20 protein-coding genes are annotated in these 23,740 nt (G+C 40.1%); 18 read left to right on the top strand and 2 right to left on the bottom strand.

Annotated features, from left to right (window positions below; translation table 11 throughout):
* Window positions 1-717: 717 nt before the first annotated feature.
* From EV194_RS00310 to trpA, 15 genes are all read left to right on the top strand, one after another.
* The gene (locus EV194_RS00310; protein WP_132430936.1) at window positions 718-2,286 is read left to right on the top strand and encodes a hypothetical protein; all 1,569 of its coding nucleotides are present in this window, start codon (window positions 718-720) and stop codon (window positions 2,284-2,286) included.
* A gap of 93 nt (window positions 2,287-2,379) precedes the next feature.
* Complete coding sequence (locus tag EV194_RS00305) at window positions 2,380-2,721, top strand: hypothetical protein (RefSeq protein WP_132430934.1); 342 nt, start codon at window positions 2,380-2,382, stop codon at window positions 2,719-2,721.
* Window positions 2,722-2,899: 178 nt separating this feature from the next.
* A complete protein-coding gene (locus tag EV194_RS00300) occupies window positions 2,900-3,490 on the top strand; it encodes a hypothetical protein (protein WP_132430932.1) in 591 nt (196 codons plus the stop codon).
* A gap of 164 nt (window positions 3,491-3,654) precedes the next feature.
* Entirely contained in the window at window positions 3,655-6,096 is a 2,442-nt protein-coding gene (locus EV194_RS00295; RefSeq protein WP_132430930.1) for a TonB-dependent receptor, read from the top strand.
* Between the two features lie 6 nt (window positions 6,097-6,102).
* Complete coding sequence (locus tag EV194_RS00290; RefSeq protein ID WP_132430928.1) at window positions 6,103-7,164, top strand: DUF4249 domain-containing protein; 1,062 nt, start codon at window positions 6,103-6,105, stop codon at window positions 7,162-7,164.
* Window positions 7,165-7,351: 187 nt separating this feature from the next.
* Window positions 7,352-7,528: a hypothetical protein gene (locus EV194_RS16845; protein WP_165921761.1), complete on the top strand. Its 177-nt coding sequence runs from the start codon at window positions 7,352-7,354 to the stop codon at window positions 7,526-7,528.
* A gap of 16 nt (window positions 7,529-7,544) precedes the next feature.
* On the top strand, window positions 7,545-8,252 hold the full coding sequence (locus tag EV194_RS00285) for a hypothetical protein (protein WP_132430926.1): 708 nt from the start codon (window positions 7,545-7,547) through the stop codon (window positions 8,250-8,252).
* Between the two features lie 114 nt (window positions 8,253-8,366).
* Complete coding sequence (locus tag EV194_RS00280; RefSeq protein WP_132430924.1) at window positions 8,367-9,059, top strand: hypothetical protein; 693 nt, start codon at window positions 8,367-8,369, stop codon at window positions 9,057-9,059.
* A gap of 493 nt (window positions 9,060-9,552) precedes the next feature.
* Window positions 9,553-10,968: an anthranilate synthase component I family protein gene (locus tag EV194_RS00275; RefSeq protein WP_132430922.1), complete on the top strand. Its 1,416-nt coding sequence runs from the start codon at window positions 9,553-9,555 to the stop codon at window positions 10,966-10,968.
* Window positions 10,969-11,169: 201 nt separating this feature from the next.
* Window positions 11,170-11,739 carry an anthranilate synthase component II gene (locus tag EV194_RS00270; RefSeq protein WP_132430920.1) on the top strand — a complete coding sequence of 190 codons (570 nt, stop codon included), beginning with the start codon at window positions 11,170-11,172 and terminating at the stop codon, window positions 11,737-11,739.
* A gap of 461 nt (window positions 11,740-12,200) precedes the next feature.
* A complete protein-coding gene (trpD, locus tag EV194_RS00265; protein WP_132430918.1) occupies window positions 12,201-13,196 on the top strand; it encodes an anthranilate phosphoribosyltransferase in 996 nt (331 codons plus the stop codon).
* A gap of 25 nt (window positions 13,197-13,221) precedes the next feature.
* Window positions 13,222-14,025 (top strand): indole-3-glycerol phosphate synthase TrpC, encoded by an 804-nt coding sequence (trpC, locus tag EV194_RS00260; RefSeq protein ID WP_132430916.1) that lies wholly within the window; start codon window positions 13,222-13,224, stop codon window positions 14,023-14,025.
* Window positions 14,026-14,145: 120 nt separating this feature from the next.
* Window positions 14,146-14,742 carry a phosphoribosylanthranilate isomerase gene (locus tag EV194_RS00255; protein WP_243699283.1) on the top strand — a complete coding sequence of 199 codons (597 nt, stop codon included), beginning with the start codon at window positions 14,146-14,148 and terminating at the stop codon, window positions 14,740-14,742.
* A gap of 412 nt (window positions 14,743-15,154) precedes the next feature.
* Window positions 15,155-16,333 carry a tryptophan synthase subunit beta gene (gene trpB, locus EV194_RS00250; RefSeq protein WP_132430912.1) on the top strand — a complete coding sequence of 393 codons (1,179 nt, stop codon included), beginning with the start codon at window positions 15,155-15,157 and terminating at the stop codon, window positions 16,331-16,333.
* 34 nt (window positions 16,334-16,367) lie between these two features.
* Window positions 16,368-17,147 (top strand): tryptophan synthase subunit alpha, encoded by a 780-nt coding sequence (gene trpA, locus EV194_RS00245; RefSeq protein WP_132430910.1) that lies wholly within the window; start codon window positions 16,368-16,370, stop codon window positions 17,145-17,147.
* 81 nt (window positions 17,148-17,228) lie between these two features.
* On the opposite strand, the gene EV194_RS00240 is transcribed toward trpA, so the two are convergent.
* A complete protein-coding gene (locus tag EV194_RS00240) occupies window positions 17,229-19,385 on the bottom strand; it encodes an elongation factor G (protein WP_132430908.1) in 2,157 nt (718 codons plus the stop codon).
* A gap of 234 nt (window positions 19,386-19,619) precedes the next feature.
* On the opposite strand from EV194_RS00240, the gene EV194_RS00235 reads away from it, so the two are divergent.
* The 3 genes from EV194_RS00235 to EV194_RS00225 all read left to right on the top strand — a co-directional run bounded on the left by EV194_RS00235 (window position 19,620) and on the right by EV194_RS00225 (window position 22,277).
* Entirely contained in the window at window positions 19,620-19,958 is a 339-nt protein-coding gene (locus EV194_RS00235; protein WP_132430906.1) for a DUF190 domain-containing protein, read from the top strand.
* A 36-nt stretch (window positions 19,959-19,994) separates the two neighbouring features.
* Complete coding sequence (locus EV194_RS00230) at window positions 19,995-21,239, top strand: ABC transporter permease (RefSeq protein WP_132430904.1); 1,245 nt, start codon at window positions 19,995-19,997, stop codon at window positions 21,237-21,239.
* Window positions 21,240-21,482: 243 nt separating this feature from the next.
* Entirely contained in the window at window positions 21,483-22,277 is a 795-nt protein-coding gene (locus EV194_RS00225) for an NUDIX hydrolase (RefSeq protein WP_243699282.1), read from the top strand.
* On the opposite strand, the gene EV194_RS00220 is transcribed toward EV194_RS00225, so the two are convergent.
* Entirely contained in the window at window positions 22,228-23,649 is a 1,422-nt protein-coding gene (locus EV194_RS00220; RefSeq protein WP_132430902.1) for an MltF family protein, read from the bottom strand. The two genes, EV194_RS00225 and EV194_RS00220, sit on opposite strands and share 50 nt — an antisense overlap.
* Window positions 23,650-23,740 lie beyond the last annotated feature (91 nt).

Here is a 23,740-nt window from a genome sequence, read left to right as displayed (position 1 = left end):
TCCAAGCAGCTATTTATTATACGAACAAAACCAGAGAGGTTATTTTTGTCAATTGTGCATACTTCCCTATTATTCCTTCGGCAAGTTATACCTTAAGGTTTTAGGATGATGCTGGCACCATCAAGTTGTTGACTATAATTTTTATTTGCCGCTTTATTTTTTTTTTTTTTTTCTTTGCAGAACGAAAAATTGAAACCGGATGCTAAGCACCTGGTTCAAAACAACGTTCAACCTTAATTTATTAATGATGAGCCTTAATCTGTATCCTAACAGTCAAATTATTCTGCATTTCAACGCTTTACCACAAATCTTCGCTTTCGGCAGATTTACTTCATTTTATGTTTGCTACAACGATTCCTGATTAGATTATAACTTCTTTTTATTATACTTGTTTATAGATAGCTCTTGTGCAGGGCATCTGTTCAACTCCTTTGGAGGTTTCATCTTAACGGCAAGATCCCTTTCTATAGACAACACATAACAGGTTTTAGGAAATAGAACAATTTAGTTTTTGCTTGCGTGAAAGTTATTCATTCAATCATTAAAATCAGAAAATCCATGTTTCTAAAGATCTAATATCTACCATCTATAAAAAGGTCGAAGCACAGTACGCCTTTTTATGCGGGGTAAAGAAAAGAGCGTCCGACCCCGAAGCCGAGACCGGACGCCAGACTATAATTATTAACGGGGTTGCCGCCCCACTAACGTTGTAAAATTATGAAAAATATTAGTTTATTGTTTTTATTGGGAGTGTTTATTTTTGTTGGGTGTAGTGATAATGAGCTGGATAATAATTTTTATCAAGAGAATCCTAATTTTGAAGAGGTAGTTGATACAGAAAAACATTTGGTGGAATTTGCCAAAGTATTATCGAAAGCAGTGCATGAAAGAAAAGATGTTCGTGAGTTTTTGAAAAATGAAGCTCTAAAGCAGTTTGATTGTAACTACAATGTGTTGTATTATTTGGTGAGTGATGAATTAATCGGGGATGAGTCTTTTAGAGACATTTTAATTTCTTATTCTTCGAAAGAAGTTATTAATCAAGTTGAGAGAAATGTGCCGTTATTGAATATTTTAATTCCTGAACTTCATTTTTTTGATGTTTTTCCGGAAGAATTGGATGTGGATGATGATGAAATTCCTGTTGCTGTACCCATAGAGACAAAAACAATACTGTATTTTAACGGTGAAGAAGAGTTTAGTTTGGATAATAGGGAGATTCCGGGTTTTCATGTCTTTGTGGTTAATGAAAATCGGCAGGTGATTATTCCTCAAAACAATCTTAAAAGTGGAGCAGCCAAAACCATTGAGTTTAAATCTCCGAATTATGATGGACGAAGAGTGATTTCTGAACATTATTCTCTGAAGTCATTAACCGATAACACTAGCATCGTTGGGACAAGAGCTATTGCAGCCTCTCATTTTTTCAATCGAAATGATGGAAGCATTCATCAAAAGGCTTTTCAAAGGGATTACATATATTATGGAATCACTCCCAATCAAAGGTCTGGAAGTTTTAATCACTCGATTGATGAATATATAAGTTACATTGAGGTAGATCCAGTGTTATACTATGAGATAGCAGATGACAAACGTGGGAATGATGGTGATCCTTATGTTGAAAACCCAACAGTATCTCAAGAGAAGAATCCAATGACAGCGGACGAAATCTATAAGAAAATGTGGACACAAGGTGCTTTTAATTTTCGATTTGAAATTATTAAATCAAATAGCTCAACACCGATAAGGAAGCGTGTTACCATTAAACCTAAAGATTTATGGGATTTTGACATAACTTATACACGGCGACATAAGACATGGTTTCGCAGACCTAAACACACGTATACTATAGACCTATCTAAAATGAAACCTAAGAAGGTTTTTTTAAGAAACTTAGAAAACCCTCAAGAAGTTGCCATGGGTAAATGGAACATACAGGAGGAGTCTTTAAAGAGACATATTATGGTTTATGAAGAAGATTTAACCATGGAGACCAAATTAACTAAGGAAATTGAATCTATTCATGTACACAAAGCAAATTTTAAAGGCAACGTAAAAGTTAATATTGGTATAGCAGAAACTGGTTGGGAGGCTGGTTATAATTATGAAAATACAACCAGAGAAAAACAAACAGTAGAAGTTAAGTACCAAACAGGTGATGATCATTTAGGCGATTTTGAATTATATTTTTATGATCCAGTAATTACAAATATAATTGGTAGTAATTTGTATGAAATCAAAACATATAGTTCAGGTGGATTTAAATTTGGTGTTACAGTGAAGTAACTCTGATGTAGATTGATGAAAACCAGTTAATTAATATTGGTTGGTTTTATGATGATTATAATAAATTTAGTTTTAACAATTAAAATTGTATTTATGAAAGCAAATAGTATTTCTACCCTACTATTATCGGTAGTTTTTTTCATAACCCTATTCTCCTGTTCAAAAGATGATAATGGGACAAATGAAGTGACGCTCAAAGTATTCAGCAATACTGCCGACGTGCCAATAATTTTGATGGGAGGCTTTCCAAAAGAACAGTTGACAATTAAAGATTATTATGAGGAATGTTGGCATACAGACTGGGGACAGACTTATGTTAAGGCTCGCTGTGATGATGAAACTGTTTTAATTACTATTGAAGTTTATATAAATGGAAAATTAAAGGAAAGAGGAGTTGGCAACGGTTTTCTTAGAGTTGATTTTAATATTAAGTAACTTGATATACTTTAAATAGATGATGATTCTAAGAAGTAGCCAACGATCAAAAGTTGGCAGCTTTTTGAAGTGGCAAGCCGTTGTATATCAGTTGGGTTGAAATCAGAGAGCTGCTAATTCACTAAAATCATTAACAATTGTCATTCATATAATTATCGATTTTATCAATACATATTTTATGAAAAAGTTTTTGCCGTTATTTACAGTGATTGTTTTTTTGTTAGGCTGCCAAAAGCAAGATAAGGAGGTGAGCATCAGACCCGTTTTGCGCGAAAAGTTTCATGGAAAATATGAAATAGTTTCCTGTGTTTCGAATATTCCAGTTGACTTAAACAACGATGGAGTTGAGTCATGCAACTTGTTCGAAGAGAATTCTTTAATTCCTTTCGCAGCAAAAATTGAAATTATGATTCCGTTTCAAAATGATACTTATTTTAAGTACAATGAGTTTACCTATAGAGATTGGTGGCCCACCGAGAATGAACGTAGGCTCTCTGCGACTGAAATTGTTCCAACACACACCACTTATACGACCGTTTCTTTTTTCTATGATTATCGCCCTTCTGATTTGAGGGGTGTTTTTGCCGATGATTTAAAAAGTGCCACTTTTACCATAATTGGTGTTGAAGATACTTTACTTGACATTAAGCTTGATATATTGTTTGACGATCATATAAAAGTTACTTCGACCCGAAAATTATACACAAGAACAGGCTGGGTTACTGTAGAAATAGAATCTGTATATAGAAGATACTATAAAGGCTTATAAAGAAAAGCGCACCTTAATAAAAGCACATTAGATTTTAATAAGTATGGCCTCATACTGTCCGCATTTACGGGTTGTTTTTTAATGCTTCCTAAAAAGGGCGATTTTTCCCAAAAATGTAAAGATTCTAAATATCGTAAACTTTCAAAAGAACACAAGTAATATAAATGTTAAGAAAAATAGTAATCCTCTTCTCCCTAATCATTTTTTCTGCAAATGTTTTTGGGAACAGATACACCATCTCCGGTATTGTTAAAGATGCCAATAGTGGAGAAAGCCTCCCTTCGGCCAATATATATGAAACAACTATGGCTGTTGGCATAAACAGCAATTCCTTTGGTTATTTCAGCATGACATTGCCGTCAGGTGAGATTGAACTTATGATATCATTTCTTGGTTATGAAACCCAATTAGTATCATTGGTTTTATTAAAAGATACCGTTATAAATGTGCTGATGACACCACAGGTTGAGCAGTTAGATGAAGTTGCTGTTTACGGAAACCGAAACAACAAAGTGAAATCAACTCAAATGAGTATGATTGATTTGCCCATGGAGAAGTTTCAGCGTGTGCCTGTAATAATGGGAGAACCCGATGTGTTAAAGGTTTTGCAGTTGTTGCCGGGTGTTCAGTCGGGAACCGAGGCCAGTAGCGGCATACATGTACGCGGAGGCAGTGCCGATCAGAATCTTTTTTTGCTGGATGGCGTCCCGGTTTACAATGCAAGTCATTTGTTTGGTTTCTTTTCAGTTTTTCACCCAAGTTCCATAAAATCTGTAAAACTGTATAAGGCCGGATTTCCGGCACGATACGCCGGTCGTCTGTCATCGGTTGTAGATATCAGTATGAAAGAGGGTAACATGATAAAAACGGCGGGAGAGGCCTCAGTTGGGCTAATCGCCTCTTCATTTTGCGTAGAAGGGCCAATAAAAACTGACAAAACCTCTTTTCTAATTGCAGGCCGCAGAACCTACTTAGATGTATTAACTGCACCTTTTATTGCAATGTCCAATAAAGGCAAGGATTCCAAATTTAGCGGTGGTTATTATTTCTACGATTTTAATGCAAAGTTAAATCATATATTTTCTAATAGGAGCCGATTGTATCTGAGTGGCTATTTTGGAGATGATGGATTTAGGGTTAAAGATGACTGGGATCCCTCTACAAATTATCGTTCGTTGCAGAAAGATCGCTTTGGATGGGGCAATAAAATTTCGGCATTAAGATGGAATTATGTGATAAATAATAAACTTTTTAGCAATACAACCTTAACATACAGCAACTATCATTTTTATTCCAAAAACAAAGAAACCAACAGTTTCTTTGCCTATGATTATGTTGCAAGAAAAGATATGTGGCAGACTCATACGACTTCTTTTAACTATTTTTCCGATATAACTGACTTGTCGGCTAAGGTTGATTTTGATTATTTCTTAAGTCCCGGTCACACCTTGAAATTTGGCGCCAATTATACACGCCATCGTTTTAAACCCGGGGTGAACTTGTTTAGCTCTGAAGCTACTAATCAGGTCTCAATAAACAATCGTATTGGGAATAAGTCTCTATATTCCAATGAGTACAATTTTTATTTAGAGGATGATTTTGAGTTGCTCAATTTTATTGGAATAAATGCAGGACTAAATCTTGCACTCTATAATGTGGACACTAAGACTTATTTCTCACCGCAGCCTCGCGTATCATGTAAATTTCAAATTACGGACGATATGTCTGTAAAAGGCTCATATGCTCGAATGGCTCAATTTGTTCATTTACTCACATCTGCAAACATCAGTTTACCAACAGACATCTGGGTGCCGGTTACTGAGAGGTTTGCACCGCCCACTTCTGATCAGTATGCTGTTGGCTGGGCCTATAATCTTAATCGCATACTTGTTTTAACCATTGAGGGATATTATAAGGAAATGCATAATCTGCTTGAATATAAAGATGGAGCTTCGTTTGCTTCCGTTGGCCAAGGCTGGGAAGATTTGGTTGAGCAAGGAACAGGAACTTCCATAGGGGGAGAAGTGCTTTTGGAAAAGAACGTTGGCAAAACAACCGGCTGGGTTAGTTACACACTATCTAAAACCGACCGTCAGTTCGAAAATTTGAACTTTGGCAAGTCCTTTCCTTATAAATTTGATCGCCGGCATGATTTCAGTCTGGTCATGACTCATGAACGCAGTAAACGTTTTGATTGGGGAGCCACGTTGGTCTATTCTACCGGCAATGCAATTACCTTAGGTGTTGCTGAGTACGATGCCATTCAAATTCCTTATAAGTCTGATTATGAATATGATTCACAGTATTCAAAAATTATTGATTACAATGGACGCAATAGTTACAGGGCCCCCGGTTATATGCGGGCAGATGTTGGCGCAAACTTTAGAAAACAAAAGAAATATGGGGTGCGCACATGGAATATTTCGGTTTATAACATCACTAACCGTAAAAATCCCCTCTTTTTACGTTGGATTGATAAGGATGTGGTGCATAGTACAACAGATAATAATGGGATGCTTGTAACGGTAAGAGAGCCCAAAAGGGTTTTAACAAAATACTCTTTTTTCCCAATAATACCGTCGGTATCGTATAGCTATAAATTTTAATTCGCAATGCAAATGATTAGGTTGTTGATTGGTCTCATTATTAGTTTATTGTTTACTGTTTCTTGTAAAGAAGAGATCGTTTTTAAAGGTTCAGAATTGACCCCAAGGCTGGTTGTCAACTGTTTAATATCTCCCGATAGTATAATTGTTGCTCAGGTTAAACAAAGCAATCCCATACAAAAGCCGACCTATGGCAACAATACTGTTGCCAATGCGGTTGTTAGGCTGTACGAAAACTCAAAGTTTATTGGTTTTTTAACTTTAAACACCGAAGAAATCGAAATAGGCAATACGGCCTACTCAATTGGCGAAGTGTATAGCTTATCGGGGTTAAATTTAAAAGAGGGCAATTTGTATCGGCTTGAGGTTGAGGCTTCCGGTTTTGAACCGGTTTCGGCAGAAGTGACCATCCCGCACCCGGTTCAAATTTCTACCGTTGACACCTCTTATATTACCATCAGAGATGTCAGAAATGACGATGCCAGAGTTATTAGTTTTCATGTCAAGTTTTCCGACCCCACTTCGGAACGCAATTATTATCGCTTGGTTGTTAGAGAAACCAATGGCTTTACCGGAAGTTGGGGCTACGGAGGTCATGAGGGTACCTTTTATCGGGTACGTATTGACCATGCCATAAGTTTATTGGGTTCAAATGATGTGGCAATTAATCCGCAGGGCAGTAATTATGAAGATTCATTTCTCTCACCTGCCTATAATAGATTTTTTGTGTTTAGCGACGATTTGTTCAATGGAACAGATGCTACCGTTTCAGTTTATATTAAAAGATATACACATCCTTGGATTGATATTAAAGAGTTTAATCTTTACGAAATAGAATTACATTCTATTTCAAAAGAGTATTATTTATATGAGAAGTCATTTCGGCAGTTCGATCACAAATATGACGACCCCTTTGCCGAGCCGGTGCAGGTTTTCTCTAATATAGAAAATGGATATGGTATTTTTGCAGCCTACAGTATTGATAAATTCATTGTTTTAGAAGGGGTTTATCCTGACTACTCTGATGAATATACGGTTGAATATTATACTTTAAGCAACTCAGATTGATGGTTGGGTGAGTTCTGCATTTTGCATACGATGAAAACAGGTTGGTGACTGTTTAATTTGTTTGAAGAGAGGTGATTAGTATTTTATGTGTTTTCTTATTTCTTATGTTTGCCTTAAAAAAAATAAGCAAAGAGGAATTGTCAACTATCCGTTGCCAATTTTTAAACTTTCTATTAAAACTTACAACATGTACAAAACATTTTTCTCAGCATTATTGGTGCTGTTTTTCATTCCGGTCACTGGGCAAGGTAAAATTGTGACCAACGGCCAACGTGAAATGAAGGTCAAAATAGTTGAACAAACACCGAGCCGCGTTACTTACAAATGGCTAAACGTTGATGAGAGGCCTCAGAAGCAACCTTAAAGCAAATATATTCCAAATGAGAAAATTCCCATTTCTATTCATTCTCTTTGCTCCATTTATCTCTGTGCAGTCTCAATTGGCTTATCATGTAGGATTGCAAGGAGGCTCTATTGAAGATGAGGTAGAGCTTTTTTGGGGTTTAGGGGGAGGTGTTGGCTATATTTTGAAGGATAATTTGCATCTTTTTACGGGTATCGGCTTGGATTTTATCTATGTGGTTCCCCCAAGCGAGTCCCGAAATATGAAAGATGATAGTTGGTCAACAACAACAGTTTTGCAGCCCGGTTTCTATGCGGGCATACAATACAACATAAATATTCGCTACAATGAGGAGCTCCGGCGAAGGTGGGGTTTTTATCCCGATTTAAGGTTTTATTATCTTCCATATTTGCCACGCAGAGCACAGTGGGTTGAGAGTGAGGTTATTTGGGAAGAACCTGTGGCTCCACCAATACCGGGGTATGAACCGCGATTCCCGTTTGGCCCTGTTGTGGAGGTTAATTATTATTATCGCAAGGCCACAGGCAGGTCTGCCTCTGATCTGGGATACGGAATAGGTGGAGGCTTCTTTATTGGAAATTGGGCCAATTATCTTCAAATTCATTTTGAATACAACACCCTCAATCCGCTTAAAGTAATCAGCGGATTGGAGGATTATCCCCGAACGGTTTCCGGTAAAAGAGGACAGTTTATTTTGAGGGTGTCGGCAGTGGGGTTGCTTTGATTATGTGCAATAATTACCTCATGGCTCGTTTCACTACGTTCAAACTACGCTGTGCTCAGTATCTTACATCTAATAATCTATCCCGAGTGAGTCGGGACTAACGATCTATTGTAAATGAAACTCTCGATCTCTTTGTTTTTAGTAATGATTCTGTCGCCATTTTTTGGAGGGAAGATTTTTGCTCAGTCAAAATTGTTGTTGAATCCCGGAATTTCTTACAATGGCACTTTTTTGGAACACAAAGCGAGTGGAGTTGGACTTTTAATGGGAGTTGAGTATAAACCGCTTGAGCAGGTTGGTCTAGAATTTCGTGCCAGATATGCATTTTATTCTTTTCACAGGAGGCCTTCTCCAAGACCTAACGAGTTTGGAGAGTTTTACTATCCTAATGATGGAAAAAGTATTTTTGAGTATAGATTTAATTGTCCACAAATAGCAATTGTACCTAAGTTTTATCAGGATCTTGATATCTTTTACGATGGACTCTTCCTGTACCTGGAGACAGAATTTGCAGTTGGCTACATGAGTGGAGAGTTTGAGTACAATGGAGAGCCATCGGCAGTAAAACGGTTTACAGAACCAATCTCATTTTATGCAATAAGTATAGGTCTTGAGCATAGAATCGACAACAGCCACCTTAAGAAACGTAACTGGATATTTTTCGGTTCATTTGGCTACTCATCTCTCAACTTTAGAGAGAACATTAGAAAACACCAACCGGAAAACTATCAGGGAAGAATTCCCAATCAAGATGCCGGTTTTATGCTTAATTTTGGGGTAAAACTACCCCTCTGGTCAAAAAAATAATCTCAAAAATCTTGTATTTTTAAAAATCATTCCCTAAACTTGCAGTACAATAATGACAAAAATCATGACACAGAGTTTTCGCAATAACAATTGGTGGTGGCACATTTCATTTTCTACATCGGGAGGTGAAACGATGCCCTTATGACCATTTGCGAAACAAATGATATAAACAGAAAAGGCTTGTCGGACTCCCGACAAGCCTTTTTGCTTTTTATGCATATTACTTATTGAAGATTGACTCTTTTTATTGTGCGTTTGACATCCCCTTCAGGGGATTGAGGAGTGAGCGAGGGGAAGATGAATATTGAAACCAATAGTTCGTTAAGTTTTTTATATACTTGATTTACAGGCATATAAAAACTTGCCTAAAATAAGTGCAAGATACTTAAAGTCAATAGATTACTGTTGTCTGATATCTTATATCTAAAATTCTAACGATCTATTGTTGAAACGCTAGGAATATAAAATACAAAGAATCCTGAAATAGAAAATTATGAAGAATTACAAAATGAATGTCCTCTGCAACCGAATTCCCCCTCACATTGGGGATGTTGTGACACCGGTTAGCATATACCTTACACTGCGCGATATGTTCCCAAACACCATATTGCTTGAAAGTTCCGATTATCACAGTAATAACAATTCGTTGTCGTTCATCTGTTTCGACCCCATAGCCGATTTTATGGTAAGCAGTAATGTGGTCACCTGCAAGTTTCCTGATGGAACTGTGGAGCAAACCGCATTGCCTGCAAAGGAGCCCTTGGCAGATATTATCAAAGCATTTTCTGACAGAATTATTGCCGATGATTCAAAATGCCCGGTTAAGGCTTCCGGATTATACGGGTACACAACCTATGACTCCGTTCGATATTTTGAAGATGTTAAACTGGATGTCGATTCATCAGTTGCACATGCCATTCCCGATATGCGATACCATTTGTATCGCGGAGTTATTGCCTTTAACCATTTTACAAACCAGTTGTATCTGGTTGAACACTTGGCCGAAGGAGAGGAGAGCCGTAAAGACCAACTTCTGAATGTTCTTAAAAACCGGACTGTTCCATCTTTCAGATTTGAACCAACCGGTACGGAAATCTCACCTTTAACCGACGACCAATACAAGCAGATGGTAAATAAGGGAAAGGAACACTGCTTTCGTGGTGATGTTTTCCAGATTGTGTTGTCACGTCAATTTTCTCAGTCGTTTAAAGGCGATGAGTTCAATGTTTATCGGGCGCTTCGCAACATCAACCCCTCACCATATCTGTTTTTCTTCGATTATGGCGACTATCGTTTGTTCGGTTCATCCCCTGAAAGTCAGTTGGTGGTGGAGAATAACGTGGCTACCATCAATCCCATTGCAGGAACCTTCCGGCGTACAGGCGACGATATGAAGGACTTAAAACTGGCCGAGGAACTGGCAGCCGATCCTAAAGAGAATGCAGAACACGTGATGTTGGTTGATTTGGCTCGCAACGATTTGGGGCGCAACTGCACCGATGTAAAGGTGAAAACCTACAAAGAGATTCAATATTACAGCCATGTGTTGCATTTGGTGTCGGAGGTAAATGGTAAACTAAAGCCCGGTTCCTCAGTTCCCCGTGTTATGGGCGATACCTTTCCGGCAGGAACCCTTTCAGGTGCGCCTAAATTTCGTGCCATGGAACTCATTAACAAATACGAGCCACATCAAAGAGGTTTTTATGGTGGCTGCATTGGTAAACTTGGGTTAGATGGTAGTTTTAATCAGGCCATCGCCATCCGTAGCTTTTTGAGTAAAGGAAACATCCTGTTCTATCAGGCCGGAGCAGGTGTTGTATCCGAATCCAGCGATGTGAGCGAACTCAACGAAGTAAATAATAAGCTGGGCGCATTAAAAAGTGCCATTGAACTGGCTAAGGAGTTTTAGTTGGTGATTTTTAACAATAACTCTTTATTAATAGTTCGTTATTCTTTTTTATTCGCCTAATTATCAGATATATATGAACCTGCATGCGTAAAATTTAATTATCTGATAATAAGATTCTTACTTATATCTTAAATCTAATATCTGAAAGTCTAACGATCTATTGTTTATCATAATTAAGTAAAAACGAAAATTGCTCAAAGAATGAAAATACTAGTATTAGATAATTACGACTCATTCACCTACAATCTGGTTCATTACCTCGAAGAGTTAACCGATGCGCCGGTGGATGTTTTTCGCAACGACCAAATAACCATCGAAGAGGCAGCAAAGTACGATAAAATCGTACTTTCTCCCGGTCCCGGAATACCCGATGAGGCTGGAATTCTTAAACCTCTTATCAAAGCATTGGGATCCACGCACAGTATTTTTGGTGTCTGTTTGGGATGTCAGGCCATTGCTGAGGTTTTCGGAGGTTCTATTCTGAATCTTTCAAAGGTGTATCATGGCATTGCAACTCCGGTTATGGTTACCGATAAGGAAGAGATTCTTTACAAGGGTTTGCCGGACACATTCCCGGCAGGGCGTTACCACTCATGGGTTGTAAGAAAGGATGATTTACCCAACGATTTAACCATTACTTCTGTGGATGAAGAGGGACAAATCATGGGTTTACGTCACAAAACCCACGATGTACGGGGAGTGCAGTTTCATCCCGAGTCCATCCTCACAGAACATGGAAAAGCCATGATAAAAAACTGGCTTTTGTCTTAAACGCAACGATTCCACCTCTGCCCATGCTGCTTTTGTTAAGGGAGTTAGAGGGGAGTGTAGTCAGAAGGGAAAGCGTGGGGATTCTAAAATTATTTAGATGACAGGGCTACGCCCCTTATGTTTTACCAAATAATTGTTTTCTACGAAGATTGCAGGGCTAGCGCCCCTTAGTGATTTTAATACAAATAAATAGGGGCGTAGCCCTGATATCTTCGTAGAAGTAGATATTGCTAATGGTTTTAGGGGCGTAGCCCTGACATCTTAGAATTATTAATTGATACACACAACTGAATTTTAACAGATATTTAACTTTATCTCTTTAATTGAAAATTTTTGTTGTGTTCTCTGAGTGTTATTTTAATTATGTTCTATTTATTAAGAAATAGTTTTCCTGGATTTTCTTTTTGCCTCAGAAAAAAAGCGTTTTCTGTTGTTAATAGTATTTCAAACATCTAATCATTATGTTACAACCAACTTTAAAAACCCTATTCGACTATCAGACGCTGTCGCGCGAGGAAGCACGCCAAATACTTGTTAATATTGCCGGCGAGGTCTATTCTAAATCTGAAGTAGTCGCTTTCCTTTCAGTATTTATGATGCGCCCCGTCACGGTTGAGGAACTTTCCGGTTTCAGGGATGCGCTATTGGAACTGCGTTTGCCTGTTGACCTGTCCGGTTTTGATACCATTGACCTTTGCGGTACAGGTGGGGATGGCAAAAATACCTTTAACATATCAACGCTGGCATCGTTTGTCACTGCCGGTGCAGGCGTTAAAGTGGCCAAGCACGGTAATTATGGAGTAAGTTCCGGATGTGGGTCATCCAATATGTTGGAGTATCTGGGCTACAAATTTACTACCGACAACGATTTACTCAAGCGGCAGTTGGACGAGGCAGGCATCTGTTTTTTGCATGCCCCATTGTTTCACCCGGCCATGAAAGCCGTGGCTCCCATTAGGCGGGAGTTGGGTATAAAAACTTTCTTCAACATGCTGGGTCCCATGGTAAATCCATCTAATCCCGGCAGCCAGTTGATTGGGGTGTTCGATTTGGAGCTGGCTCGCATTTACCAGTATATTTATCAGCAGGGAGATAAGCGTTTTGCCATCATTCACAGCATCGACGGCTACGATGAGGTGTCGTTAACTGCACCGTTTAAAGTCATTACCCAAAACGGAGAAAGATTGATGACACATGCAGACCTAAAGATGAAACCCAACACACCCGAATCCATCTCGGGAGGGCACGAAGTGGATGAAGCCGCCAAAATATTTACCAAAGTATTGTCAGGACAAGGCACCGAACCGCAAAACAATGTAGTTATTGCCAATGCCGGATTGGCCATTCACTGTATGTACCCCGAAAAAGAGCTGGATGTTTGCCTGGATATGGCCAAAGAGTCACTCCTGTCGGGAAGTGCTGAAAAGGTGTTGAAGAGATTGTTGGAGGTAAATTAGTTTTTTTATTTGTAAATCAGAAGAAATGAACATTCTCGATAAAATTGTTGCCAGAAAAAAAGAGGAAGTCGCAGCGGCTCAGGAGATGGTTTCTGTGAAGGAACTTAAGTACTATCGCCATTACAATGAGCAGGTGCCGCTTTTTACTGAGCACCTGTTGGCAGAAAATTCCACAGGGATTATTTCTGAGTTCAAGCGTAAATCGCCTTCTAAAGGCGATATCAATGGAAAGGCCGTTGTTGATGACATCATTCCGGGGTATGCCGCAGCAGGCGTTTCAGGTATCTCCATCTTAACCGACCATGATTTTTTCGGTGGCTGCAATGAGGACCTGACCCGCGGTCGGGAATTGTGTAAACTGCCCATCATCCGCAAAGAGTTCATCATCGACCCATACCAGGTTTATGAGGCCAAAGCCATTGGAGCAAGTGCCATTTTACTGATTGGTGCCATACTGGATAAAACGCTGGCATTGGAACTGGCGGCTTTGGCCAATGCATTAGGTATGCAAGTACTTTTCGAAATACATGATGAAAATGAGTTGGAACTGCTAAACAGTTACGTACAGATGGTTGGCATCAATAACCGCAATCTGAAAACTTTTGAGGTAGATTTGGAACAGTCCATGCGTCTGGCAGCACAACTTCCGGAGGAGATGATTCCCATTGCCGAAAGCGGTATTGGTTCGGTGGACGATTATCTGAAACTTAAAAATGCCGGCTTTAAGGGATTCTTGATGGGTGAATATTTCATGAAGCAATCCGACCCGGCAGGCGCATGTTTGGAGTTCAGCCAAGAGGTTAAACAACGGACAACAAAATCTGTATAGTAAAATCTGCCATGAAATGGCGTGGGGTTGAGTCTCCCCTTGGGGGTTAGGGGTGGAGTGGTGGCAAATTTGGATGTATATTTATAACATAAATAGCCTATGTTGATAAAGGTTTGTGGCATGAAACATGCCAAAAACATAGAAGAGGTTTGTGAACTTAATCCCGATTTTATGGGGTTCATCTTCTATCCTCCATCACCACGTTACGTGGTTGGAACGCTTTTGCCCGAAACCATTAAAGAGATTCCTGCCCACATTGTTAAAACCGGGGTATTTGTAAATGCAGACAAGAATGAAATATTGAAGTTGGCTGAACTATATCACTTGGATGCCGTTCAGTTACATGGACATGAATCACCCCAATTGTGCCTGGATTTGAAAAATGAAGGTTTGAAAGTCCTGAAAGCTTTGCGTCCCGATGGCGACCTGACATCGTTGGCGCACGAATATACCGATGTATGCGATTTGTTGTTGTTTGATACCCCTTCGGTAAATCATGGAGGAACCGGGCAAAAGTTCGATTGGCATTTGCTCGAAAAATATAATGGAGAGTTGCCATACCTTTTAAGTGGTGGAATTGGAGTTGATGATGCAGAAACATTACTTAATCTAAAAAACATCCACCCACACGGGGTGGATATAAACAGCAAGTTTGAGATAGAGCCGGGATTAAAGGATGTTGCTGTATTAGAAGAATTCATTAATATAATCAGATGATGTGTATGATATTTCTATCCTCCCATCAAACATGTTAAAATGGTGGATAGTCCCCTTTGGGCTTCTGCATGAGTGTTCGACTGAGCTCACACCGAAGTCTCACACGGAAGTCTCAGTCGAACGGGAATTTAGGGTGAAAGTGGAGATGAAACGATTCCCGAGTCTTCGGGAATTAATGAAAACAAATTATAGACAAATGAAAGTTTCATGAGTGAGAAACACACAACAAGAGCATGTATATAACTTCTCATGAAACTTCCATGAGTCCAATAAATTAACTTAATTATATACGAATGAATTATATGAAGATATTTTCAAGGAAGGGTAATTCTATTTCAAACCCTGAAGGGCGCAAGCATTTTATCAGCCTAAACTTTTTACCAATTAAACAAATCAAAAAATAGTAATATCAATGATAGAACCAAACAACAAAGGCTTTTACGGAGAGTACGGGGGAGCTTACATCCCCGAAATGCTCATACCCAATATAGAAGAGTTACGGGCGAAATATCTGGATATTCTCAATTCAGAATCGTTCCGCAAGGAGTACCATCTTCTGTTGTGTGATTATGCCGGGCGACCATCGCCTCTTTTTAAGGCAGAACGGTTATCGGCCAAGTATAACGCTAATATATGGCTTAAACGCGAAGACCTGAATCATACCGGTTCGCACAAATTGAACAACACCATTGGACAGATTTTGCTGGCACGTGAGATGGGGCGTAAACGCATCATTGCCGAAACCGGTGCCGGTCAGCATGGTGTGGCTACAGCCACTGTATGCGCTCTCATGGGATTGGATTGCGTGGTTTATATGGGTGCCACCGATATAGAACGTCAGGCGCCTAACGTGGCTCGCATGCGAATGCTGGGAGCAGAGGTGAGGCCAGCAACTTCGGGCAATAAAACGCTGAAAGATGCTACCAATGAAGCTTTGCGTGATTGGATTGCCAATCCGCTTGACACTTTTTATCTCATAGGCTCAGTGGTTGGACCACATCCATATCCCGATATGGTGGCTCGCTTGCAAGCGATTATCAGCTCAGAAATTAAGGAGCAGTTAAAGAGTAAAATTGGCACCAATCTTCCCGATTACGTTATTGCATGCGTGGGTGGAGGTTCCAACGCTGCCGGAAGCTTTTACCATTTCTTGGAGGATGAATCGGTGAAATTAATCGGTACCGAAGCAGCAGGTTTGGGTGTGAATAGTGGAGAAACCGCTGCCTCCATGGCATGCGGCGATAAAGGCATCATCCACGGAAGCATGACCTACCTGATGCAAAGCGACGATGGCCAAATTACCGAACCTTATTCCATTTCGGCAGGACTTGATTATCCCGGAATTGGTCCCTTGCATGCATTTTTAAAGGACAGCAAGCGTGCCGATTATATGCCGATAACCGATGATGAAGCGTTGGATGCCGTGATGGAGTTAACCCGTTTGGAAGGAATCATTCCTGCACTGGAATCGGCTCATGCTTTGGCAGTATTGCCAAAACTGAAACTGAAAACATCCGATCATGTGGTGGTTACAGTTTCGGGGCGTGGCGACAAGGATATGAAAACCTATATGGAGCGCTTTAACCTGTAGTAAATTATACAACTAACAAAAACAATATTTTCTAATGAATCGTTTAAATAGCCTTTTCGCAAATAAAAAAGATTTGCTCTCCATATACTTTACCGCCGGTTTTCCTCGGTTGGATGATACTGTTCCGATTTTAAAAGCATTGGAAACTTCGGGTGTGGATTTCGTGGAAATTGGGATGCCTTTTTCAGACCCATTGGCCGATGGGCCGGTTATTCAAAAGAGCAGTACCACCGCTTTGGAAAACGGGATGAGTTTAACGGTGCTTTTTAAGCAGTTGGAGAATGTTCGTCGTGAAGTCTCCATGCCCATTGTTTTGATGGGATATTTGAACCCCGTGTTGAGATTTGGCGTGGAACGATTCCTTGATAAATGCAAGGAAACGGGCGTGGACGGGGTTATTCTTCCCGATTTGCCTTTTGAGATGTACCGTGAACAGTACAGTCATCTATTTGAAGAACGGGGCATCAGCAACACTTTTTTAATCACTCCACAAACGCCACCTGATAGGGTGCGGCTTTTGGATGAAAACACCACCGGATTTTTATACATGGTTTCATCGGCTGCCGTAACCGGTGCTAAAACCGGATTAAATCAATTCCAGATAGACTATTTTACACGAATTCGCGATATGGAACTGAAATCTCCCAAAATGGTCGGTTTTGGCATCAGCAATCAGGAGAGTTTTAGCGAAGTATGTAAATATGCAAATGGTGCAATTGTTGGAAGTGCATTTATCAGGATGATTGAAAACAGCAACAACATTGCTGAGGATATTGATGGATTTATTTGTTCGCTAAAACCACGAAATGATTAAAAGCATAGAGTTTGCTCTCAATTATTAGCAACAAAGGCCACTCGAAAGAGTGGCCTTTGTTGTTTTCGCAATATTAAAAGTTTAATCTTCGCTTTGTTCAGCTTCATAAGCAGCCAGTAGTTGCTCCTGCACTTCAGGCGGAACTTTGTCGTATTTGGCAAACTTCATGGAGTAGAATGCACGTCCTCCGGTAATGGAACTTAAGGATGTGGAGTATTTGTTCATCTCCTTCAAAGGCACTTTGGCTTTAATCACTTCAAAGCCTTTTTCGCTGCTCATGCCCTCAATGGTGGCACGGCGTCCTTGTAGGTCACTCATAACATCTCCCATGCGGTCGCCCGGAACACGAACTTCCACGTCATAAACAGGCTCCAGAATTTTGGGCCCGGCCTCTTTAAATGCTGTGCGGAACGCGTTTCGCCCTGCCAATTTAAAGGAAATTTCATTGGAGTCAACCGGGTGCATCTTTCCATCGTAAACACACACTCTTATGTCGCGCGCATACGAACCGGTCAGCGGCCCTTCTTCCATCTTTTCCATGAGCCCTTTCAGAATGGCCGGCATAAAGCGGCTGTCGATGCTGCCACCTACAATACAGTTGTGGAATACCAGTTTCCCACCCCACGGAAGCTTTATTTCATCCGTGTCGCGCACATTTACCTTAAATTCCTGTACATTAAATTTATACATGGTTGGAACAGGTGCGTTTTCGTCGTATGGCTCTATAATCATGTGAACTTCACCAAACTGTCCGGCTCCACCCGACTGTTTCTTATGGCGGTAGTCGGCTCTTGCCTGTTTGGTGATGGTTTCTCTGTAAGGGATTTTTGGATTTTTAAACTCAATCGGAAGCTTATCGTTGTTCTCGATACGCCACTTCATGGTACTCAGGTGAAACTCACCCTGTCCGTAAACAATGATTTGTTTCAGTTCTTTTGAATATTCAACAGATATGGTGGGGTCTTCTTCATGAATACGGCTTAAGATTTCACCTAATTTTTCTTCGTCACCATCATTTGCAGGCTTAATGGCCACGCGATATTTTGGTTCAGGATATTTAATAGGTTCAAAAATATAGTCACATCCTTTTACATTAAGAGTATGGTTGGTTTTGGTCTCTTTAAGTTTTACCGTAGCACCAATATCCCCTGCAACCAGTTCGCTTACTTTCTGACGCGTGCTGCCGGCTACACAATAGAGCTGAGAAAGACGCTCTTTTGCTTCGCGGTTCACATTGATGAGATCCATCCCTTCGGTGATTTTTCCTGACATTACCTTAAAGTAACTGACCTCTCCAAGGTGTGGTTCAATGCTGGTTTTAAAGACAAATATGGATGCGGGGCCGTTAACATCAGGCGTAACTTCTGTTCCACTTGTAGTTAGAGCTTTAGGCATTTCGTCAACAAAAGGAACTATGTTTCCAAGAAATTCCATCAGCCTGCGAACACCCATGTCTTTTGCAGCAGAGACACAGAATATGGGGAATAAATCGCGGGCAATCATCCCTTTTTTCATTCCCTGACGCATTTCATCCTCATTAAGCGTTCCTTGCTCAAAGAAAAGCTCCATCAGGTTTTCATCGTTCTCGGCTGCTGCCTCAACCAATGCATTGTGAAGTTCTTCTGCTTTATCTTTTTCACTGTCTGGAATTTCAGATATCTCAGGTTTTCCACCATCTGGCCCCCATTTGTAATATTTCATTTTTAATACATCTACCATGGCATCATAGCCGGGGCCTATATTTACAGGGTATTGTACGATGATGGCCTTTTTTCCGAAAGATTCGTGAAGGCTTTCAACTGTTGATTCATAATTGGCTTTTTCATGATCCAGTTGATTGACAACAAAAATTACAGGTTTGTTGTAATTGTCAGTATATCGAAACAAGTTCTGGGTGCCAACTTCAACGCCCTGCGTGGCGTTGATAACCATTAAAGCCGTGTCGGTAACGTTTAGGGAAGTTATGGCTCCGTTTATAAAGTCATCTGAACCCGGACAGTCGATGATGTTCAGCTTTTTTTCAAGCCATTCAGTGAACAGAACGGACGAAAAAACCGAGTAGCCGTATTCATGCTCTACCCGGTTGTAATCCGAAACAGTATTCTTGCTATTTACATCGCCTCTCCGGCTTATGACCCCGCCCTCGTAAAGCATCGCTTCTGCAAGGGTGGTCTTACCCGAGCCGCTGCTTCCCAGCAGCGATATGTTTTTTATTTGATTGGTTTGATACACCTTCATGGTAAATGTATTTAAAAAGGTTAATAAATTATGAGTTCTAAAAAAGGAATAAATAAGGGTACGACTTCAAAATTAATAATATTTGGTTAAGATGCAAGGTTTCATCCCTTAAACTTGATTGGCAAAAATTGACTTTTTTTGGGTTTTTAAATTGAGGGAATTAATCAAAGAGAACTTGAATTTATGTAATGTTATTGTTAAATTACATATTGAATACAAATTAATCCCATAATCATGGAGCTATCCGGAAAAGTAGTGAGGTTAAAAATTATAGTAGGGGAGAGTGATCAGGTGTATCAGCGTCCCTTATATGAAGCCATAGTTTATGCTGCAAAGAAATATAAGTTGTCTGGAGCTACAGTTGTCAGAGGTATTCTAAACTATGGTTCCGGTAGTTTGGTACAAAGCATTAAAGTCTTTTCGCTGGCGACGGATGCTCCTGTGGTAATAGAAATGGTGGATCACCGGGAGAGATTAACTGATTTCGCCCAGATAGTCAGCCGCCTCATGGAAAAAGCAGATGCCGGAGGTATTATTACACTTGAAGATGTGGAAGTGTTGTATCATTGTTAATTCAGTTTATTATCTTTGCTGCAAAACAAGCAGATTTTGAAACCAGAATATTTCATAGCCGGCAAAATACAATCGGGAGGAGTTTCAGGAAGAAAACTGGCAGGACCTGTTCTCAAGGTGGCTGTTGGAGGCATCATTCTGGGTATGGTGGTGATGATACTATCAATCGCCATTGGAACTGGCTTTAAGAGGGAAATCAGAGAGAAAATTGTGGGTTTTGGCAGTCATATTCAGGTTGTGAACTACGATTTTAACTTAAGCTACGAAGCCAACCCCATCCGTTTGAACGAGGATCTGTTTACCGCCATTGGAGAGTTGGATGGAGTTAGAAATGTGCAGAGATTTGCGGTTAAACCCGGATTGCTTAAATCGGAAGAGGAGATGCAAGGGGTGGTGCTTAAAGGCATTGGTGACGATTATGATACTACTTTTCTTGAATCAATTTTGCAAGAGGGCAATTTGCCAGATTTTACCGGAGAATCGCCGGCAAATGAAATAATAATATCATCTACGCTTGCTAATATCTTGAACTTGCAATTGGGGCAAGATGTCTTTATGTATTTTTTTCAGGAACAAATTAGAGCGCGCCGATATACCATTGTGGGGATTTACGACAGTAATCTTCCTGATTTGGATAAGATGTTTGTGGTGGCCGACTTGAGGCATATTCAACGATTAAACAATTGGGATGCTGACCAGATAGCCGGTTATGAAGTCCTTTTGAACGATTTTGATAATTTGGATCAACTCTGGTATGAGATATACGATTTGACTGCTTCTTATATTTCTCCGGACGGAGCCATGTTAAGAGCTCAGTCCATTAGGCAAACTCAGCCGCAAATTTTTAGTTGGCTGGACCTTTTGGATATGAATATTGCGGTAATCATCGTTCTAATTCTTTTAGTGGCCGGATTTAATATGATTACGGGATTGCTAATCTTGATACTGGAAAGAACCAATATGATTGGCATTCTCAAAGCCATCGGGATGAGCGACTGGCCTCTGAGAAAGATTTTTCTTTCATTGGCTGTCCGTATTGCCATACGAGGATTGGTTTGGGGAAATCTGGTAGGGATTGGGTTGGCGATCATTCAAATGAGGTTTGGCATTGTAAGTCTGGATCCTGCCAGTTACTTCCTTGATACGGTGCCTATTCACATTAATTTGTCGCATATTCTCCTTTTAAATGCGGGTGCAATTATCGCCATTTTCTTAATGATGATTGGCCCATCATATGTAGCTACAAGCATTACTCCGGTTAAAGCCATTCATTTCGACTAAATCTTAAACGTTTTCGAACACTTGCTGTTCGAAAACGAACGGTTTTGTTTTCAGAAATAGTCAGGTGTTTTTATTACAAAAAAAAATGATTGATTTAAGTTTTAGATATTCAGTATGATGAGGGGTTTTGGTCGATTTTTATTCCCAAAAATCATTTATGGCATGCTTTTTATAATATAAGTAATAGGTTTAGGTTAGTAATAGGATAAAAAAATGTAAAGTCATTTCTTCAAACGTGAAGAAATGGCTTTTCATTTTTATTGTAGATTGGTTCTGATTTTGTTAATTTTGCCTTGTTATGAGGATGGTTTAAACAACCTTGCTGATAGCTTGTTCTGCTTTTATTACAAGGTGATTTTTATGCACGATTGGAGAGATATCATAAAACAAGCGCTGGCAAAGCCATTACCCGGAAAGGTGGCTCACGAATTAATGGCTCCTTCAGTTAGGTTTACCGGAACAAAAGAGCCTGACCGAAAAGTGGCACGGCTCAGCAGTGTTCTGATTCTTCTCTATCCGTCCTCAAAGGGGCTTGCCATTCCGTTTATTCAACGACCGGAGTATGCCGGTGTACACGGAGGCCAGATTAGTTTGCCCGGCGGGAAGTGTGAACCGGCTGATGCCTGTTATCACGACACCGCTCTTAGAGAAACCCATGAGGAGTTGGGTGTTGACCCCGATTATGTTACTTTACTGGGCGAATTATCGTCACTTTATATCCCGAACAGCAACTACATAGTTTATCCACATGTTGGATTCCTTGATGAGGAACCTCTATTTCAGCCCAATCAGTTTGAAGTGAAGGAGGTTTTTGCTGTTCCCTTAAATGTTTTTCTCGAACCAATTAATAATACATTAATTAAGAACATTAACGGGCACCGTTTGGAGGCGCCTTACTTTGATGTTGAGGGGCGCCAGATTTGGGGAGCAACAGCAATGATCATGAGTGAGTTTGCAGTTGCTTTAACAAATCATGCATCGGATTGGGTCAGCGAAGTACGTTCTTGTAATGCTCGTAGCGCTCAAGAATCTCCCTAACATAATGATATGGCTCTTCTCCCCGGCAATAACCAAATTGAACAACGGGATCGTTGTAGTATTTAGGATTAGATTTATTTAACACATAATAGTCCACATTGTCATACCAGATTATTGGAGATCTTCCAAACTTCTCAGCCAATCGCATGCCATCCAATACATGCCCGATGCCAACATTGTAAGATGCCAGAACAAACTTCAGGCGCTCTTCCGGATCCTCTATCCTCAATGACATTCTTTCGTCAAGCCATTGCAGTAGTTGCATCCCACCTCTGATGTTTTCGCGTGGTGAAGTTATGGCATGAACTCCAAACCGCTCTGCTGTTTGGGGCATCAATTGCATCAGCCCCATGGCACCTGCCCAGCTTTCAGCGTCAGGGATGAACCTTGATTCCTGGTAGATTATTGAAGCAATCAGACGCCAGTCCCAATCAAAGCGTTCACTTTCCGCACGAATAATCTCATCGTATACAGACACCTGTCCTCCTTTTATAGAATGAAATCCTGAGTTTACAATGTGTCCCGAACGGCGGTTCTCAAAATATTTTCTATGAATTCTTTGGTATCTGGCTGTTTTCTTGAACCCTACCATCCAGTTGTTAACAGCATTTAGCAATTCTGGTGAATTTCTGTTTACTGCCCATGCCTGTTTCTGAGGAAAACTGATGGCAGTTTCGATGTCAATGTTGGGGTAAAAATTAAGGTTTACCCTGGCCAGGTTTTCATCTGACACCGTGTATTCTATTTCACCTTCGGCCACCAGTTCAATTAATTGTTCCACCTCGTAATCGGGGATTTCTACAATATGAATGCTGTCGCCAATTTCGTTGGATAGGCTTCTCAAACGTTGCACAAATGCAGATCCTTTTTGAACATATATGGTTTTCCCGGCCAGATCCAACTGATTTCGGATTAATTCTTTGTGGATGCGTTCGCTTCTTCCGGGTCTTTCGGGGCTGTATGCCTGTTGAACCAATACCTGTCTGCTGTAGCTGTGAGGTTCTGTAAATGCTACTTTTTGTTCACCTTCGCGGGTAACGGCAAGATTACTTGCGATTAAGTCAAGTTCTCCATTTGCAAGTCTGTCAATGTTCTCCTGAAGATTATTGTTTACTGAAACTTCCAGACGAAGGTTCATAAAATTGGCAAACTCCTGCAATAGTTCAAACTGGTAACCCATTGGTTGACCCTTATAAACGAAATAGTTGGTGGAGTTGTAATTGGTTACTACACGGATTTGTCCGGATTCCCGTATTTGTTGTAAATCGGGAATGTTTTTTGCGGAAACGTAGCTGCTTTCCTTTTTGGGGCCGGAACTGCCGCATCCTGTTGTAATAATTGCAATAAGTAAAATCAGTAAAAGTTGCCTCATCTGTCGCTATTAAGTTCAACATGCGCCGGCTAACCTGATTTCTTTGTTCATTATACTTTGAAATCACAATGGAAAGCCATGAATTCTGCAT

The organism is Natronoflexus pectinivorans, assembly GCF_004345615.1.
Taxonomy (GTDB): domain Bacteria; phylum Bacteroidota; class Bacteroidia; order Bacteroidales; family Marinilabiliaceae; genus Natronoflexus; species Natronoflexus pectinivorans.
The sequence above is the reverse complement of the archived record's forward strand: the minus strand, read 5'-3'. Positions and strand labels throughout refer to the sequence as shown.